The sequence below is a fragment of the Actinophytocola sp. genome, from assembly GCF_009379765.1.
Lineage (GTDB): Bacteria > Actinomycetota > Actinomycetes > Mycobacteriales > Pseudonocardiaceae > Actinophytocola.
The window spans coordinates 1-17,067 of the sequence record NZ_WHTD01000177.1 but is presented as its reverse complement, the minus strand read 5'-3'; the positions used below and the strand labels follow the sequence as shown (position 1 = coordinate 17,067).

At 71.6% G+C, this 17,067-nt stretch carries 20 protein-coding genes; 17 read left to right on the top strand and 3 right to left on the bottom strand.

Annotated features, from left to right (window positions below; genetic code table 11):
• Positions 1 to 160: 160 nt before the first annotated feature.
• The 3 genes from GEV28_RS35960 to GEV28_RS35950 are packed head-to-tail and all read left to right on the top strand — an operon-like array spanning position 161 to position 1,569.
• The gene (locus GEV28_RS35960; protein WP_291417742.1) at positions 161 to 472 is read left to right on the top strand and encodes a putative quinol monooxygenase; all 312 of its coding nucleotides are present in this window, start codon (positions 161 to 163) and stop codon (positions 470 to 472) included.
• Between the two features lie 40 nt (positions 473 to 512).
• Entirely contained in the window at positions 513 to 992 is a 480-nt protein-coding gene (locus GEV28_RS35955) for a sigma-70 family RNA polymerase sigma factor (RefSeq protein WP_291417740.1), read from the top strand.
• Positions 985 to 1,569, top strand: coding sequence for a methylated-DNA--[protein]-cysteine S-methyltransferase (locus GEV28_RS35950; protein WP_291417737.1), 585 nt, complete (start codon positions 985 to 987; stop codon positions 1,567 to 1,569). Before GEV28_RS35955 ends, GEV28_RS35950 begins: the two co-directional genes overlap by 8 nt.
• Positions 1,570 to 1,882: 313 nt before the next feature.
• Here the strand turns inward: GEV28_RS35950 and GEV28_RS35945 are convergent, their stop codons facing one another.
• Positions 1,883 to 2,056 (bottom strand): DUF397 domain-containing protein, encoded by a 174-nt coding sequence (locus GEV28_RS35945; protein WP_291417735.1) that lies wholly within the window; start codon positions 2,054 to 2,056, stop codon positions 1,883 to 1,885.
• Positions 2,053 to 2,913, bottom strand: a complete 861-nt coding sequence (locus GEV28_RS35940) for a helix-turn-helix transcriptional regulator (RefSeq protein WP_291417733.1) — start codon at positions 2,911 to 2,913, stop codon at positions 2,053 to 2,055. Before GEV28_RS35940 ends, GEV28_RS35945 begins: the two co-directional genes overlap by 4 nt.
• A 129-nt stretch (positions 2,914 to 3,042) precedes the next feature.
• Here GEV28_RS35940 and GEV28_RS35935 point away from each other — a divergent pair, with 129 nt between their 5' ends.
• The 6 genes from GEV28_RS35935 (at position 3,043) to GEV28_RS35910 (ending at position 8,388) form a co-directional block, all read left to right on the top strand.
• On the top strand, positions 3,043 to 3,549 hold the full coding sequence (locus tag GEV28_RS35935) for a hypothetical protein (RefSeq protein ID WP_291417731.1): 507 nt from the start codon (positions 3,043 to 3,045) through the stop codon (positions 3,547 to 3,549).
• Positions 3,550 to 3,595: 46 nt separating this feature from the next.
• Positions 3,596 to 4,345: a hypothetical protein gene (locus tag GEV28_RS35930; RefSeq protein ID WP_291417729.1), complete on the top strand. Its 750-nt coding sequence runs from the start codon at positions 3,596 to 3,598 to the stop codon at positions 4,343 to 4,345.
• Between the two features lie 99 nt (positions 4,346 to 4,444).
• On the top strand, positions 4,445 to 4,993 hold the full coding sequence (locus GEV28_RS35925) for a DddA-like double-stranded DNA deaminase toxin (RefSeq protein WP_291417727.1): 549 nt from the start codon (positions 4,445 to 4,447) through the stop codon (positions 4,991 to 4,993).
• A gap of 73 nt (positions 4,994 to 5,066) precedes the next feature.
• A complete protein-coding gene (locus GEV28_RS35920; RefSeq protein WP_291417726.1) occupies positions 5,067 to 5,540 on the top strand; it encodes an Imm1 family immunity protein in 474 nt (157 codons plus the stop codon).
• Positions 5,541 to 5,730: 190 nt separating this feature from the next.
• Complete coding sequence (locus GEV28_RS35915; RefSeq protein ID WP_291417725.1) at positions 5,731 to 6,804, top strand: Zn-dependent alcohol dehydrogenase; 1,074 nt, start codon at positions 5,731 to 5,733, stop codon at positions 6,802 to 6,804.
• A 129-nt stretch (positions 6,805 to 6,933) separates the two neighbouring features.
• Positions 6,934 to 8,388 (top strand): hypothetical protein, encoded by a 1,455-nt coding sequence (locus GEV28_RS35910; protein ID WP_291417724.1) that lies wholly within the window; start codon positions 6,934 to 6,936, stop codon positions 8,386 to 8,388.
• Here the strand turns inward: GEV28_RS35910 and GEV28_RS35905 are convergent.
• Positions 8,378 to 9,547 (bottom strand): FAD/NAD(P)-binding oxidoreductase, encoded by a 1,170-nt coding sequence (locus GEV28_RS35905; protein ID WP_291417723.1) that lies wholly within the window; start codon positions 9,545 to 9,547, stop codon positions 8,378 to 8,380. The two genes, GEV28_RS35910 and GEV28_RS35905, sit on opposite strands and share 11 nt — an antisense overlap.
• An 880-nt stretch (positions 9,548 to 10,427) precedes the next feature.
• Here GEV28_RS35905 and GEV28_RS35900 point away from each other — a divergent pair.
• From GEV28_RS35900 to GEV28_RS35865, 8 genes are all read left to right on the top strand, one after another.
• On the top strand, positions 10,428 to 11,687 hold the full coding sequence (locus GEV28_RS35900) for a class I adenylate-forming enzyme family protein (RefSeq protein WP_291417722.1): 1,260 nt from the start codon (positions 10,428 to 10,430) through the stop codon (positions 11,685 to 11,687).
• 60 nt (positions 11,688 to 11,747) lie between these two features.
• Complete coding sequence (locus GEV28_RS35895) at positions 11,748 to 12,023, top strand: acyl carrier protein (protein WP_291417721.1); 276 nt, start codon at positions 11,748 to 11,750, stop codon at positions 12,021 to 12,023.
• Positions 12,020 to 12,265 (top strand): hypothetical protein, encoded by a 246-nt coding sequence (locus tag GEV28_RS35890; protein WP_291417720.1) that lies wholly within the window; start codon positions 12,020 to 12,022, stop codon positions 12,263 to 12,265. The genes GEV28_RS35895 and GEV28_RS35890 overlap by 4 nt, the downstream gene beginning before the upstream one ends.
• Positions 12,258 to 13,385 carry a beta-ketoacyl synthase N-terminal-like domain-containing protein gene (locus tag GEV28_RS35885; RefSeq protein WP_291417719.1) on the top strand — a complete coding sequence of 376 codons (1,128 nt, stop codon included), beginning with the start codon at positions 12,258 to 12,260 and terminating at the stop codon, positions 13,383 to 13,385. Before GEV28_RS35890 ends, GEV28_RS35885 begins: the two co-directional genes overlap by 8 nt.
• The gene (locus tag GEV28_RS35880; protein ID WP_291417718.1) at positions 13,382 to 13,915 is read left to right on the top strand and encodes a beta-ketoacyl synthase chain length factor; all 534 of its coding nucleotides are present in this window, start codon (positions 13,382 to 13,384) and stop codon (positions 13,913 to 13,915) included. The genes GEV28_RS35885 and GEV28_RS35880 overlap by 4 nt, the downstream gene beginning before the upstream one ends.
• Positions 13,912 to 15,519, top strand: a complete 1,608-nt coding sequence (locus GEV28_RS35875) for a class I adenylate-forming enzyme family protein (RefSeq protein ID WP_291417717.1) — start codon at positions 13,912 to 13,914, stop codon at positions 15,517 to 15,519. The genes GEV28_RS35880 and GEV28_RS35875 overlap by 4 nt, the downstream gene beginning before the upstream one ends.
• Positions 15,516 to 16,775, top strand: coding sequence for a beta-ketoacyl synthase (locus GEV28_RS35870; RefSeq protein WP_291417716.1), 1,260 nt, complete (start codon positions 15,516 to 15,518; stop codon positions 16,773 to 16,775). The genes GEV28_RS35875 and GEV28_RS35870 overlap by 4 nt, the downstream gene beginning before the upstream one ends.
• A gap of 5 nt (positions 16,776 to 16,780) precedes the next feature.
• On the top strand, positions 16,781 to 17,067 hold a 287-nt coding region (locus tag GEV28_RS35865), incomplete at its 3' end, for a VOC family protein (protein ID WP_291417715.1).

Genomic DNA, 17,067 nt, shown 5'->3' with positions numbered 1-17,067 from the left:
GTCGCGATCTCGGCGTCCTTGGCGGCCAACAACGACACGACGTCGTCGTGTGCTGCTTCCCGGCCTGACCCCATGATCAAAACCGTAGTGGATCACCGGTGGCGACCACCGCCGACCTGTCACTCAGGCTGAACAGCTACGGCGCTGGCATGATCGCCCGATGCGATACGGATATCTGGCGACCATGCGGACGAAGCCCGACAAGCGCGACGAGGTCGTGGCGCTGCTCCTCGGTGGGGAGGACGGGCTGCGCGCGGCCGGCTGCGACCTGTACGTGGTCGGCACCTCGGACCCCGACGAGGACATGATCTGGGTGTACGAGGTGTGGCGGAGCGCGGCCCACCACGCGGCGTCCCTCGAGCTGCCCGAGACCAAGGCCGCCATCGGCGCGGCGATGCCCATGCTGACCGGCGAGTTCACCGGCCAGGAGCTCGACATCGCCGGAGGCCTCGGGCTCGGCCCGGCCGCATAGGGCAATCTCACGTTCCGTGGCAGCGGGACGTCTACGTGGTGTGAGACCTTTCGAGCAGATCGTCGCCGAGTACGGGCCGATGGTGCTGCGCGTGTGCCGGGCGGCGCTCGGGCAGGCGGACGCCGAGGACGCGTGGTCGGAGACGTTCCTGTCCGCGTTGCGCGCGTACCCGGACCTGCCGGGCGACGCCAACGTGGAGGCCTGGCTGGTCACCATCGCGCACCGCAAGGCGGTCGACGTGCACCGGGCCACCGCCCGCCGGCCGATCGCCGTCGACGAGGTGCCGGACCGGCCGACCCGCACGGGCCGGCCGCAGGACTGGGACGGCGACCTGTGGGACGCGCTCGCCGCGCTGCCCCGCAAGCAGCGCGAGGCGGTGGCCTACCACCACCTAGCCGGCCTGCCCTACCTGGAGGTCGCGGCGATCACCGGCGGCAGCACCGACGCCGCCCGTCGCGCCGCGGCCGACGGCATCAAGCGGCTGCGCACGACATATCCGAGGGGAGAGGACCATGACTGAGCTCTTTGCCGACATGCCGGCGGACGTCCCGATGCGGCTGCACGAGCGCCTCGCCGCCGCGGCCGAGCGGGAGGGCATCCTGGACATCGCCTACCGCACGGTCGACACGCCGGTCGGCTCGCTGCTGCTGGCCGCGACGCCCACCGGTCTGCTGCGGGTCGTGTACCCGACGGCCGGCCACGACGCGGCGCTCTCGGTGCTCGCCGAGAAGGTGAGTCCGCGAATCCTGCACGCGCCGGCCCGGCTCGACGCCGTGGCGAGGCAGCTGGACGAGTACTTCGCCGGCCGGCGGCGCTCGTTCGACGTGCCACTGGACCTGCGCCTGGCGTCGGGTTTCCGCCGGACGGTGCTGGCCCACCTGACCGACATCGGCTACGGGCGGACCGAGAGCTACGCCCAGGTCGCCGCGGCCGCGGGCAGTCCGCGTGCGGTCCGCGCGGTCGGGACGGCGTGTGCGACCAACCCGGTGCCGGTCGTGGTGCCGTGCCACCGGGTCGTCCGCTCGGACGGCTCGTCCGGTGGGTACGCGGGCGGCCCGGGTGCCAAGCAGGCCCTGCTGACCCTGGAGGCGGCATGAGGCTCGCCATCGACCGCGCCATCGACCGGGCTCGACTGGTCATCGACTAGGCCACCGGTTTGCTCGGTCGGCTCAGGCGGTGTCGAGTGCGCCCGAACTGGTGGGGTGGTGCTTACCCTCTGCGGGCAAGACGTTCGGCGACCACCGACGCCACCGTGCCTACCGGGACGCTGTGCTGATCGCCCGTCGCGAGGTCGCGCACGGTCGCCTGACCGGCGGACCAGTCCTCGGGGTGCGATGATCGCGACCATCCGCGCGCCGGCTTGCTGGTGGGCCCCCGACGAGCCGTGCCGGGCGCACCTGTCGGTCGTCGTCAGTGATCAAGCAGGCCGGCCTTGGCGGCGCCCACGAGGGCGGGAAGGTCTGCCCGCAGGACCGGGCCCGTCGGGTTCTTGCTGTCGCGAACCCGGTCAAAGGTGTGCGCCAGCTCAACGCAGTCCCCGTTCGGGTTGGAACGGGTGCTCTTGCGCCAGCGGGTGACGTTCATGTCGTGTGCTCCATTTCCTTGGCAACCTCCGCGATGTGCCTCGTCGAGGCCGCCGGGCTCATCGCGATCTCGCGGAGCCGATCCACGGCCCCTCGGTATGCCTGCACGTCGTCGGCGTCCGGCACGAACGCGCCCGAGCTGTAGTGCTCGAAGTGGACGACCGGCGGCGCGTCCGGGAAGTCGTACAGCACGAACGGCCCGGCGAACCCGGGATGCCAGCCGACACCCAGCGGCACCACGCGCACGGTGACGTTCTTCCGCTTCGCCATGTCGCCCAGCCAGCGGAGCTGCTCGGCCAGCACCTCCGTGCCGCCGATCACCTCCCGCAGGGCGACCTCGCAGATCAGCGCCTCGAACATCACCGGGTCGTTGCGGCGCGTGATGACCTCACGCCTGCCGTTGCGGACCATCACCCGCGACTCGACCTCGCCTTCGGGCAGGCCGCCCGCCACAGCGGTGGCGCGGGCGTACTCCGGGGTCTGCAGCAGACCGGGGATGATCATCGGCGTCCATGCCGCGATCGCCGACGCCGCGCGCTCGCATTCCCACACGCCCGCGAGCTGCTGGGGAATGCCGGGCATGCCCACGGTGAGCCAGTTCGGCTCGGCCGCGTGGCGGGCGAGGTCGAGGACGTGTTCCTTCTCCTCGCCCACGACCCCGAGCACCGCGAGAAACGCGGCGACGTCCTCGACGCTGGGGATCCGCCGGCCGGTCTCCCAGTGCGACAGCGTGCCGTGACTCAGCCCGAGTTGGGCGCTGAGCTTGCGTCCGCTGACGCCGGAACGCTCCCGGATCTCGCGGATGGCAGCTGCCAGCGCCCGTGCGCGGGGCGTTACGGCATCGGTGGCTACAGGCATGAGACACATCCTAGTCGCTCGACGTGAACAGGGGCGGGTCGCCCGATTGGAGCATTGCCAGTCGTCTACGATACAGTCGTTCTTCTGGGTAGACGGCGAGAGGAGCAATAGACGATGAGTGTGGATTCGGTGAGCATCAGCCTGGATGGGAACGGCTCGGTCAGGCTGTGGACCAGGCGGTGTGACGAGTCGGCGTGTCTGGTGATCGAAACCAGCGGGACGTACTGCGAGATCGCGATGGACCGGGTGCATGTGGAGGCCCTGCGCGATCAACTCCCGGAAGTGCTGGCCGGTCTGGACCTGTGGGCAGTCGAGGACGATGGGTGCGCGAAGGCCGCGGTTGCGGAGCGGCGGGCCGTTCAGGCCGTTGCTCGGGCGCTGGACCTGGCGGTAGCGGTGGAAGAGGTGGGAGTCCATGACGTGTCCACGTCTCTCCGTGCGGCGGCGACTGAGGCAAGCGGCAGGGCCGAGGCGGCCGACGCGGCCGTACGAGCCTTCGGGAACGCCACGGTCGAGGTGGACTATGCGACGGAGAAGCTGAACTACGCCATGAGCGCGGCTGAGGCAGCGCTGCGTCGCCTACGGAACGGTGACCAGCTCCCCGAACGTGCGGTAAGCGGTGTCCAGCGACGCTGAGCAACAGACCCGAGTCAGCCCTTGTACCGCGGGCTACCACCCAGTGGTGCTCTGCTCCGACGGCGCGCTCGGCGCACCCGGTCGCGCGCCGTTCGACCGGATCATCGCCACCTGCGGCATCGACCGGGTCCCTACCGACTGGATCACCCAGCTCGCCCCCGCCGGAGCGATCCTCGCCAATGTCTCCAAAGGCATCGTCCTGCTCCGCGACACCGATACCACCAGTGCCCGGGCGGTGTCCGGGAGGTTTCTCGGCGGCGCCGGGTTCATGCCCCTGCGCTCCGACAGCCAGCACTACACCCCCCGTAGCCCGGTCACCGACGTCCTGCACGCCACCGGTGGCCCCGGCCCGAACGCCACCGATACGGCAGCTGACGCCACGGTGGCCGGCCCCGACATGACCACCACCGTCATCACCCATCCGCAGCTCGACAGAGAATTCGCCCTGGCCGCGTTCCTTACCGGTTTGCTCGCTGACCGCAGCCAACTCGTCTACACCCATGCCGGAGCCGACCCGACAGGGCCGGTGAACTCCTACCGGTGGCTTCATCCCGCCACCGGTAGCTGGGCCCGCGTCGACCTCCCCAACCCCACGAACCAACAGCCCGGCCAGCTGACCGCTACCGTGCGCCAGGCCGGCAGCCGGCGACTGTGGGACGAACTCCAACCCGCCCTGCACGCCTGGCACCGCGCCAGCCGCCCCGACCTCACCCACTGGGGACTCACCGTCACCGACACCGGCCACCACCAGCTATGGCTCGATGAGCCCACCGCGACCGTGGCCAACCTCCGTTAACACACCCACCGTCACCGTCCGGGATCCCGCCCTACCAGCGTGCCACGATCGGTAATGTTTGGTGAGCGGTGTGTGCCGAAGAAGGGGCGGGCAAAGAGGATGAGGAAGCTGGTCGGCTGGGCCGTCGTCGTGGTCCTGGTGGTCATTGTCGCGAAGTCCTGCGGGATCGACCTCATCCCGTTCAGCGACGACGGGTGCGACGCGGCGTCCGATGCGGTCGCGCACGCCGAGTCCAGCGAGTGCGAGGACTTGAAGCAGGCGGCGCTCGACCCGAACTGGGCGACCCAACAGCAGGAACGGCCCGAGCTAGTGCGCGGCAAGACCACCACCGGCCTGTTCTTCGAGTTGAGCCCGGACGACTACATCGCCCTCAGCAGCGGGAGCGACGACCTGTCCGAGCGCGCCGCATCGCTTCTGCGGGACATCGGGTACGACAACCCTGACCCGAACCCCGCCACTCACGTCGAGGCCAAGATCGCCGCGAAGATGCATGACGCCAGTACACTGTTTGGCGTATTGGTGATCAACAATACGTTCGTATGCGGCGGATGCAACGACGCCGTTCGCGCCCTTCTCCCCGAAGGAGCCACACTGTGGATCTGGACGAAGAGCGCCCGGCAAGTGCTCGTGATCAAGGGAAGGGGCTGAAGGCATGACGTTGGCGACGGGCACCGTCACTACGGTGATCTTCCCTGAGAAGAAAGGTCCCGCAACCGAGGACGTGCCAGTCGGTACGCCGATGGACCAGTACTGGTCCATCGCTCACACCGACGACGAGCGGCACACGCTCATGGCCGAGATCAGGCAGCGGCTCTCCGGTGACGGACGCACGCACGCCCTGGTCTACTCGTGGGACCGGCCATGTCGGTCGGGCGCGCACTTCGAGCGCGACGAGGCCACAGGGTTCGGGATGTGGCTGCAGGACGATGACGACGAGTTCCCGCGCGAGCACCTCACCGCGGCCGTTGACCACGGGTACGGGGCATTGGTCTTCCACAACGGCCGCGCGCAGTGCGTCAGCCTGAACCCGCGCCCAATCGCGCCGGAGGTCGTGATCCCATTCGACTTCGGCGTGACGCACGAGTTCCCGGCCGCGTCGGTGCTCCCGCTCGACCGGGTATTCGCGGTGATCGAGGAGTACATCCTGACCGGCCAGAGGCCCAGCGGAGTCGAGTGGACGCGCGTCACCGGCTGAACCACTGGGTTCCGGTCGTCTCGGTCCGGTTCGATGAGCGGCCACGCGAGTGGCGCAACTTCTTCCACCTGCACACGGTGGACGAACTTTGGCCGCCACCGTGGCCACCAGCCGACCCCTGGGGAATACCCTGCGAACCGTGCGCACCCCCGAGGTCGGGACGTCCGCTTCGCCGGTGAAGAGGAGAACCATGGTCAGGGCAGCGGTGCTGATGCGGCAGGGTGAGCCGCTCGAGGTGCGCGACATCGAGCTCGGCGACCCCGGGCCCGGGCAGGTGCGCGTCCGGGTGGCGGCGGCCGGGGTGTGCCACTCCGACCTGTCGCTCGCCAACGGCACGCTCGCCCTGGACATGCCGGCGGTGCTGGGCCACGAGGGTGCCGGCACCGTCGTGTCGGTCGGCGAGGGCGTCGACCGGGTCTCCGTCGGCGACCCGGTGGTGCTGAACTGGGCGCCCGCGTGCCGGGCGTGCTGGTTCTGCGAGCAGGGCGAGCCGTGGCTGTGCGTGCACGCCGAGGAGCGGGCGACCCACCCGTACGCGCGGTTCACCGACGGCACGCCGGTCTACCCGGGGCTCGGCACCGGCGCGTTCGCCGAGGAGACGATCGTGCCGCAGCAGGGCGTCGTGCCGATCCCGGCGGACTTCCCGCTGGAGCAGGCCGCGGTGCTCGGCTGCGCCGTGCTCACCGGCAACGGCGCGGTGCACAACACCGCGCGCGTGCGGGCCGGGCAGTCGGTGGTGGTCATCGGTCTCGGCGGGATCGGGCTCTCGGTGCTGCAGGCGGCCCGCGCGGCCGGCGCCGGGCCGATCATCGGCGTGGACGTCAGCGGGTCGAAGGCCTCGCTCGCGGCCGTGCACGGGGCGACGGACTTCATCGTGGCCGACGACAAGACGAGCAAGGCGATCCGCGGCCTCACGGGTGGCCGCGGCGCCGACCACGCCTTCGACTGCGTCGGCCTGCCGGCGACCATCCGCGCGTCGTGGGGGAGCAGCCGCCGGGGCGGCACGGTCACCGTGATCGGCGTCGGCAGCAGGACCAGCCCGGTCGAGTTCAACGCGCTGGAGCTGTACTGGTTCGGCCGCACGCTGCACGGCTGCGTCTACGGCTCGTCCGACCCGGACGTCGACGTGCCCCGGCTGCTGGACGAGGTCGCCGCGGGCCGGGTGGATCTTGCCGCGCTCGCGACCGACTCCACCGACCTGACCGGCGTCAACGCGGCATTCGAGCACTTCGGCCAGGGCGGGCGCACGATCGTCCGTTTCTGATCACGCTCCTTTCCCAAGCTCCTCGAGGCCTTCTCTCCGTGCGGGTACTGCGGTATACGTGGGGATGGACGGTCGTTCGCCCTGACCGTCCACAATGGATGGACGTTGTCGGGGAAGGGGTGATGCCGGGTGAGCAACGGCAGGGAACTGGTGCCGCTTCGCACAGGGTTCGACGTGGTGTTGCGTGGTTACCGGCGCGGGCCGGTCCGCCAGTACGTGCGGAGTGTCGAGGAGGAGCTGCGCTCGCTCGCGGCCGACCGGGACGCGAACGCGGGTGTCGTCGAGGCACTCACCACGGAGGTCGAGCAGGTCCGCGCCGAGAACGCCCGGTTACTGCAGCGGTTGGACGACGTGTGCCGCACGCCGATCGAACCGGACGCGTTGCGGGACCGGCTGCGGCGGATGCTCGAGCTCGCCAAGGAGGAGGCCGCGGAGATCACCGCGCGGGCCCAGGCGGCGGCCGAGCATTGTTGGGCCACGGCGGAGGATGCGGCCTGCCGGTTGCGCGCCCGGTACGAGAAGTCGATCACGGAGCTGGACGGCCGGCGCCGCGAGATGGAGACCGAGCACCGCACCCTGCTGCGGCAGACCCGCGCCGAGGCGGCGGCGATGACCACCGAGGCCGACCGCCGCCGCCAGGAGCTGGACGGCCAGGTCGCCCGCCGCCGGGACCGGGTGGAGACCGACTTCGACGTGGCCATGGCGACCCGCCGCACGGATGCCATGCGCGAGGTGGCCGAGGTGCGCCTGGCCGTCAGGGCCGAGGCCGACCGCCTGGTGACCGCCGCGACGGCGGAAGCCGACCAGCTGGTGGGCGGCGCCCGCGCGGAGGCGGAGTGGCGAGTCCGCGAGGCCGCCGAGGAGGCCGACCGCCGGATCCGCGCGGCCACCGACGACGCCGCACAACGCGTACGCAAGGCGACGGACTGGGCGACCCACCATGTGTACGAGGCCACCGAGACCGCCGACCAGCTGATGTACGGGGCGACCGAGGAGTCCGACCGCCTGGTGCGCGAGGCGACGGAGGAGTCCGCCCGCCGCGTCGTGGAGGCGACCGCCGAGTCGACCCGGTTGGTGCGGGAGGCGACGGACAGGTCGGTTCGCATGGTGGATGGTGCGACGGCGGAGGCTGATCGGTTGGCGGGTTCGGCGACCGCGGAGGCGGCGTGGCGGGTTCGCGAGGCCGGCGACGAGGCCGATCGCCGTGTCGATGAGGCGACCACCGTGTCCACTCGCATGGTGGTGGCGGCGACCGTCGAGTCGGCGCGGCTGGTGGATGGTGCGACGGCGGAGGTCGAGCGGCTGGTCAGCGGCGCCACCGCCACGGCCGAGCGGCTCGTCGGGGCCGCCGGCGCGGAGGCCGACTGGCGGGTGCGGGAGGCGACCGAGGAGTCGGCGCGGCGGGTCGAGGTCGCGCGGGTGGAGGTGGGGCGGTTGGTGGCGCTGCGCCGCGGGCTCGCCACCCAGCTCCGGGCGGCGCGGGAGGTGCTCGCGGGCGCGGACCTGCCCGAGGACGCCGACGCCGCGGTCAGACCCGGGGACATCCCGTGGCAGCGGGAGCGGCTGAACTCCGCTACCCGGTAGCGGGGGCCCCGACCAGCTTGCGGTAGCGGCCCAGCGCCGCGGGCATGCCGACGGTCACCGCGCCGGTGAGCACGCCTGCGCGGGTCCAGGTGGCGACGAAGGGGCCGTCGACCAGCGAGCCCTCGACCACGGTCAGCTCGTCGGTCGGGTCGGGGAGGCCGACGACCTGGAGCTTGGCGCGGTACTGGTCGGTCCAGAAGTACGGGACCGTGGTTAGCCCGGTGCGATCGGCCGGGTCGGCGAGCAGGTTGCGGGCCACCAGCGCGGCGGTGTCACCCGCGCTCGTCCAGTGTTCCAACCGGACGGTGCCGTCGGCCCACGGGTGCGGCAGCCGCGCCACGTCGCCCACCGCGAACACGTCCTCCGCCGACGTGGTGCCGGTTCGGTCGCACACGACGCCGTCGGCCAGGGTCAGGCCCGAGGAGGCCAGCCACTCCGTGTTCGGGACCGCGCCGGCCGCCACGACCACCAGGTCGGTTTCGAGCACCCGACCGTCCGCGAGCACCACCCGCTCGACGGTGCCGCCCGGGCCCTCGAGCCGGTCGACCCTCGTCGAGCAGTGAACGTCGACACCATGCGCGCGGTGCAGCGACGCCACCACCGACCCGACCTCGGAACCGAGCACCGCCGCCAGGGGCTGGGCCAGCATCTCCACCAGCGCCACCTCCAGCCCCAGTGTCCGGGCGCTCGCCGCGATCTCGCAGCCCAGCACCCCGCCGCCGACGACCGTCACCCGTTCGGCCGCCCGCAGCGCGGCGCGCAACGCCAGGCAGTCCGCCCAGGTGCGCAGCATGTGCACGCCGGACCAGCCGTCGAAGGCGGGAAGCGTTCTGGGCCGCACGCCGGTCGCGATCACCAGCCGGCCGAAGTCGAGCGAGCACCCGTTGTCGAGGGTGAGCGAGCGCCCGGCGGTGTGCAGCGCGGTCGCGCGCACCCCGGCCAGCGACTCGACGCCGTCCACCCCGCGCAGGAACGGCGGCTCGGCCGGCTCGTCGTCCTGGGTGAGCAGCTTCTTCGACAACGGCGGCCGGTCGTACGGCGCGTGCGGCTCGGCGCCGACCAGCGTGACGGGACCGTCGTGCCCCGCCCTGCGCAGCCGCTCGGCGGTACGCACCCCGGCCAGCCCACCGCCGACGATCACGATCCGACCGACGCGCATCCGTGTCTCCCTGCCTCGACGGGCGTCGACGGGCGTCGACGGGCGTCGCCCACGACGAGCGTCGCACGAGCCGCACGAGCACCGGCATGGTCTCCCTGGAACCGGTGCACGTCCGCGGCGAATACCACACCGGCGGGGTGTGCCGGGACCAGGAGATCGGATCGACACCGGAGTGATTTCGTCGTGTGGCATTCCTGTCGGGATTTGCTCGCGCAAGTGCCGGCTACTGGCGGTGAGCGATTTTGGTAGGTTTGCCGACCAACAGTTACCGTATTTCTCGGCAGTGGAACTGATATTCGTACGGTGCGACGAGAGCCGAATACTCCATTCTGCCCATGATGTTCGGCCGAGGGCGTCCGGCGGTCGTGTCCAAGATGTCCAGTTCGAGTCGATCAATTGCAAAGGTGACGCGTGCGGATGTCCCCTTATCGGTGCGCGCGAGCGGCGCCACGCGCGCTGGCCAGCGGGTCCGGGTACGTCCAGGTCAGGCGCGTCGTCCGGGACGTCCGACAGAGGGCCTGGTCAGGGCAAAGGTCGCAACAGTAGACAGCGCGGCGTCGGCAAACAAGATCTAAACGCAGGGTAATCGGTCCATTACGTTGTGCGGTATTCATTCGTATCCTTCTCAGGACGCCACAATTGACGTACGCTCCAGACCGCTGTCAGTTGGGTGGCACGACAGCAAGCCGTTACTAACCCGTTGGGGGCTGTTTTGTGCTGCGCTTTTGTGGGGCCTGACGCGGCCGCGACAATGCGTGCCGAGTCACCTCCGGGGCTCGGACCGGAATGGGTCGACGAGGTATTGCTGGCGGATGCGGACAATGACGTCTGTTTACAGTTGTCGACTGGACCGGTTGCGCGGTCGGCGCTACGCCAACTGGTGGCGAGTCGGCAGGAGGGGCTACTCGCGGCGGGGCTTCGGCGGGGCGGATGCGCCGCGCTGAACCTGCCGCCGTCCGTCGCGTACGTCGCCAACCTGCTCGCCGTCTGGCGCATCGGGGCGCAGGCCGTACTGCTGGACCACCGGCTCACGAGATACGAGGTCGACCAGGCGGTGGAGCGCCTCGGCGCCCAGGTCGTGGTCGGCGCGAAGCAGACGAAGGGCAGCCCGCTCGGCATCTTCCTCGACGTGACCGAGGAGATCACCACACGAGACGGTCGTCCCGCGCCGACGCCGCACGCCGTGCTGCAGCTCAGCTCCGGGTCCACCGGGCCGTCGAAGGTCATCGGCCGGACCGCGGCCGACCTCGTGGCCGAGATCGTGCGGTACACCAGGATCGACGGGGTTCCCCTCCCGGGTGAGCGGATCATCCTGCTCCCCTCGATGGTGCACGTGCTCGGGTTGGTCGGCGGACTGCTGTACGGCCTGCACGCGGGCATCGAGCTGGTGCCGCCGCGGCGGTTGACCGGGGACAGCATCCTCGAGGCCGTCGCCGCCGGGTCCACGCCGGCCACGGTGCTGGGCGTTCCGTTCCACATCGGACTCCTGGCGTCGGTGACCGACCCGCCCGCCTTGCCCGCGCTCAAGCGGATGACCACCGGCGGCGAGCTCGTCCCGGCCGCGGTCGCAGCGAAGTTCGCCGACGCGTACAAGGTCCCGCTCGGCAACATGTGGGGGATGACCGAGGTCGGCGTCATCGCGACCGACCTGTTCGGCGAGCACCGGCCGTCGCTGATGCCCGCGCCCGGCCTCGAGGTCCGGGTGGCGGACGGCGAGCTTCTCGTCAGCCGCCCCGAGTCCCCGTATGTCGGCCTGTCCGACCCGACCCGTTGGGCCGGCGGTTGGCTGCACACGAAGGATGCCGGCCGGGTCGACGAGGACACGGGCCTGGTGACCGTGCTCGGCCGCCTCGACTCGCAGGTGTCGGTCGGCGGCCTGAAGGTCGACCTGACCGAGGTGGAGTACGCGCTGACGGAGGTGTCCGGCGTCGCCGCGGCGGTCGTCCTGTACGACAAGGAGATCACCGCGTTCGTCCAGTTGGAGGGCGAGGCCACCGGCCAACAGGTGGAAGCCGCGCTGGCCGAGCGGGTCGCCGGCTACAAGCGGCCACGCGCCATCCACGTCGTCGAGCGGATGCCGCGCACCACCACGGGAAAGCTCGTCCGGGACCGCACCGTCCTGCGTGCGGCGGTTCCGTGAACCCGTTACGTGGCGCGGCGTCTGGACGAGTACGTAACGCAACGACAGAGAAGGTGGGCAATGAAGGCTGCTGAGGTACGTGAGTTCGTGTTCGAGACCCTTCGGGAGATGAACTACGACACCGAGGGGGTCGAGGACGACAGCACCCTCGGGCCGGCCGGCGTTGACCTGGAGTCGCTGGCGATGGCCGAGCTCGCGGTGCGGGTCGAGGACAAGTTCGGGGTGCGGTTCGCGGACGAGGAGTCCGAGGAGCTCGCGTTGATGACGGTCGGCGAGTTCACCGCGACGGTGGCGGAGCGGGCCACGAACGTGGCCAGCGCGGGCCAGGCGGGATGACCGGGAACCCAACCGTGGAACGCAAGGACGTCGTCGCGATGGTCGCCAGTCTCGGCGACCGGCCGGTGGACGAGGTGAGCGAGCGGATCGACTCGATCCAGCTCGCGTGGCTCGTGCACCAGGTGGAACAGCGCTACGGCGTGGAGGTCGAGCTCGACGACGGCCAGTTCGCCCGGATGAGCACCGTGGACGGGGCCGTCGAGGTACTGCGCGAGACGATCCGGGCGGTCCGGAATGCCTGACCCCGCCCAACGAACCGGCATCGTCGGCCTGGCCGCGGTCAGCGCGCTCGGCAGGGGGGCGCAGGCCCAGCTGGCCGGCGTTCTCGCCGGCGCCGCCGCGTTCGGGCCGGTGCGCAGGTTCGATGTGGACCGTCGCAGGGTCAAGGATGCCGCGACCCGGGCGGACGCCGGCTCGCTGGCCGGTGAGCTCGCCGAGATCATCCGCGACGCGTGCGCCGACGCCGGGCTCACCCCGGCACAGCGCGCCGAGACCCCGTTGGTACTGGCCGTACACGGCCATCCGCACGCCGCTCGTATGTCCACAGTGGAGCTCACGGCGGACAAACCGACCGCGGCCGGGCTCGCCGAGGAGCTGGCAAGGGACAGCGGACTCGCCGGGGCGGCCAAGGTGTACACCTGCGCGTGCGTGTCCGGGAGCACCGCGGTCGCCGACGCCGCGGCGACGATCGGCGTGGGGCGGGCGAGCAGGATCGTCGTCGCCGCGGGATATCTCGTCGAGCCGGACCAGTTCGCGCTCTTCGACGCCGGCCGGGCGCTCGCCACCGACGGCGCCGCCCGCCCGTTCAGCGCGGGCCGCGGCGGCCTGCTGCTCGGCGACGCCGTGTCCGCGGTCGTCCTGGAGGCGGTCGGGACCCGCGACGTGCTCGCCGAGGTCGTCGGCTGGGGCCGCGCGGGCGACGCCTACCACGCGGTCCGGCCCGACCCGACCGGCGGCGGCCTGGCGCGCGCGATCACCGCGGCACTGCGCCGCGCCCGGGTCGACGCCGCCGAGATCGGCTACGTCAACGCCAACGCGAGCGGCGCGGAGGGTGACGCCGCCGAGGCGGCCGCCCTGCACCGGGCGCTCGGCGCGGCCGCGGCGCGAGTCCCGGTCAGCTCCACCAAGTCCGTGCACGGGCACGCACTCGAGGGCTCCGGCCTGCTCGAGCTGATCGTCACGGTGCTGGCCACCCAGGCCGGCAAGCTCCCGGTCAACGTCGGCTACCTCGGTGCCGACCCGGCCTGCGAGCTCGACGTGATCCTGGACGCGCCCCGCCCGGCGGGCAGCGCCTACGCGTTGAGCCTCAACGCCGCGTTCGGCGGCGCCAACACGGCGCTGCTCGTGAAGGCGGCGTCATGACCGACATTTCCGAGTTAGCCACGTTCTCCTGGCCGACGGGAAGGGCGCCGACGCCGCTTCCCGGTTTCGTCGTGTCCTCGTTCAGCCCGTTGGTCGCGGAGGTCGCGAACCGATGCCTGGCCGCCCGCCACGGGAACCCGCCCGCCGCCGAAGAAGTAGGGCGGCGCACCGCGCTGGTCCTCGTGACCGGAAGCGGTGACGCGGAAAGCGCCGCGCACGTGGCGCGCGCGGTGGACACCGGCGCTCGCATCGGGCCGCTGCAGTTCTTCCAGTCCGTGCCGAACAGCGTCGCGGGACACATCGCCACCGAGTGGGGGCTCGGCGGACCGGTGGTCTGCCTGTGCCCCACCGGCGACCCGCGAGCCGACGGGCTGGCGCAGGCACAGCTGCTGATCGATGACGGGGACGCCGACGAGGTGCTGGTGGTCCTGGTCGAACAAGCCGGTGTCGAACAAGCCGGTGTCGAACGAGCCGGAACGGGCGAGGAGTCCGCGGAAGCCGTGCTGGTGAGCAAAGGAGAGTCACGATGAACGCTAAGGGCCTGCGGGCCGCCTTGGCCGCCGACCCGAACATCGGCGCCGGCAACGTGCTGGGCACTGTGCTCGCCCATGGTGCCGACCCGGCCGGCCCCGGGCTGATCTTCGACACCGAGGTCGACGGCCGGCCCGCCGGCTACGAGCTCACCCTGGGCGAGCTGGACACGATGGTCGACGCCAGGGCGGCCTGGCTGCACGCGCGGGGCATCCGCCGGCGCGACCCGGTCGCCGTCTGGGCGACCGCCGCGGCCGATACCGTGCTCAGCTTCCTTGCCCTGACCCGGATCGGCGCGATCCCGGCGCTGATGAACGGGAAGATGACCCCGGAGATCGCCGCGGAGTACATCCGCAGGCTGCGCGCGAGGGGTGTGCTCGCCGACGCCGCGCACACCGAGCTGCTCGCCGGCCACGACCTGAACGCCGAGCTCCTCGGCCAGCCGGCGGAGCTGGGCACCGGTGACCCGGCGGCCGCGCCGGAGCGACACCGCCACCATCAGGACGACCCGATCGTCATCACCCACACGTCGGGCACGACCGGGGTACCGAAGGCCGTGCTGCACACCCACCGCACGTTGTTCGCCTCGCAGCGGCACCTGCTGTCGATGCCGCAGGCGCAGGGCACCAACCGGGTCCTCAACGCGCTGCCGATCCCGCACACCGCGACGGTGCTGATGGTCTGCCAGATCCTCTGCAACCGCGGCACGATGCTCTGCCTGTCCCAGCAGGACGGTCCGACCGTGCTCGCCGCCATCGAGCGCTGGCACCCCGAGGCGGTGTACGGCTTCGCGGTCACCTGGGCCGACCTCGCCCGGTTCGACCTGTCCACACGGGACGTCGACTCCGTGCGGATGTGGTTCAACACCGGCGACTGCGCGCACGAGACGCACATCCGCCGGCTCGTGGCGGTCGGCTCGCGCGAGACGGTCACCCGTGCGGGCCGCACGCGGACCAAGGGTTCGCACTTCGTCGACGGTCTCGGCTCCTCGGAGATGGGGCACAACGGCTTCCACGTCACGCACACCCCGGACAGCGACCACTACGGGCGCCGGATCGGCCGGGTGTACAAGTTCGCCGAGGCCGCGGTGCTCGACGCGGACGGTGCCGAGCTGCCCGCGGGAACGATCGGCCGGCTCGGGTTCAGGTCGCCGTCCATGTCGCCCGGCTACTGGAACGACTCGGTCACCACCTACCGGGCGCGGCTGGGCGGCTGGTACCTCACCGGCGACCTCGGCTACCGCGACGAGGAGGGCAACTACTACCACGTCGACCGCGACCCGGACGCCGTCGTCGGCGACGGGTACTACACGGCTCTGTCCGAGGAGCGGATCCTCGCGGCCTGCCCGGAGGTGCTCGACTGCACCGTGGTGATCGTGGCCGAGGACGGCGGGATCGTCACCGACGTCCTGCTGGAGCTCGTCCCGGACGCGGACCCGGACGTGGACCGCACCGAGACGATCCGGGCCGCGCTCGGCGAGCCGGTCGGCAGCACGCTGAACCGGGTGGTGGCCATCCGGCAGGACGACGTCCCGCTGACGGTCACCGGCAAGGTGCGCAAGTTCCTGCTGCGGCAGAAACACCTGAGCCGAGGGTCGGCATGACCGGCGGGGCGGCGGCCGCGATCACCGGCATGGGCCTGCTCACCCCGGTCGGGCAGGGCGTCGCGGAGGTGTTCCACGCGCTGTGCGTCGGCAAGTCCGGGCTGTCCACGCCACCGGCCGGCCATCCCGCGGCCGACTCGGTGGACGTCGGCGGGTTCGTGCCGGACGTCGACCCGCGCACGGTGGTGGCCGGGCCGGCCGCGAGTGTCGTCGACAAGACCGTGGTGCTGGCGCTGCTGACCGCGCGGGACGCACTCGCCGACGCCGGCATCGAGGTCGGCCGGAACGTCGACCCGGCGCGGATCGGCGTGATCGTCGGTGGCGTCGGCGGCATGGCCACGCTGGAGGCGCAGGTGCTGGCGCGTGGCGACCGCGGCCGGACGGCGGTCAGCCCGTACCTGCTCACCGGGATCCTGCCGAACATGCCGGCGGCCAGGATCGCCATCGCGCACGGGATCCGGGGCTACAGCTCGAGCATCGGCACCGCCTGCGCGTCCGGCGCCCAGGCGATCGCCGACGGGCTGCGGCTCATCCGGTCCGGCGACGCCGACGTGGTGGTCTGCGGCGCGAGCGAGGCGCCGCTGTTCCCGACCTTCGCGGACACCTTCGGCAACGCGCGGGCGCTCGCCAGGCGCTGGTCGGACCCGACCGCCGCGAGCCGCCCGTTCGACCTGCGGCGCAACGGTTTCGTGCTCGCCGAGGGTGCCGCGATGGTGGTGCTCGAACGGGTCGGGCACGCCGACGGGCGGGGTGCCGCGGGGTACGCCGACGTGCGCGGTTGGGGCGCCACCACCGACGCGCACCACCCCACCACCCCCCGGCCGGACGGCTCGGGTGCCGCGGAGTGCATGCGCCGGGCGCTGGACAGTGCCGGCATCGAGGCGTCGGACGTCGGCTACGTCAACGCGCACGGCACCTCGACGAAGCTCGGTGACGTGGCCGAGACCGCCGCACTCGGTGCGGTGTTCGGCCCCGACGGCCCGCCGGTGAGCTCCACGAAGGCGCTGACCGGGCACATGCTCGGCACGTCCGGCGTGGTCGAGGCCGCGGCCAGCGCGCTGGCCGTCGCGCGCGGCGTGCTGCCGCCCACCTACAACCTGGACGAGGTCGACCCGGCCTGTCCAGCCACCCACATCCGGGCCACACCCCTCGAGAAGGAGATCGACCACGCGCTGACGAACTCCTTCGGCTTCGGGGGCCAGAACGTGAGCCTGGTGCTGAGTGGCGCAAGTACAGAGAAGAAGCGGAACGGTTAGGACTGATGAAACTTTCAGGGATAGACCACATCGAGTTGTACGTCGGGGACGCACGGCAGGCCGCGTTCTACTACTGCACCGCGTTCGGTTTCCAGGTCCACGGGCAGGGCGGGCCGGAGACGGGCCTCAAGGGCCAGCGCTCGATCCTGCTCGGCCAGGGTGACATCCGGATGGTCCTCACCTCGCCGCTGGTCCCCGACCACCCGGCCGCCGAGTTCACCCGCAAGCACGGTGACGGCGTCGCGGTGATCGCGCTGGAGGTCGACGACGTCGAGACGGCCTACGAGGAGCT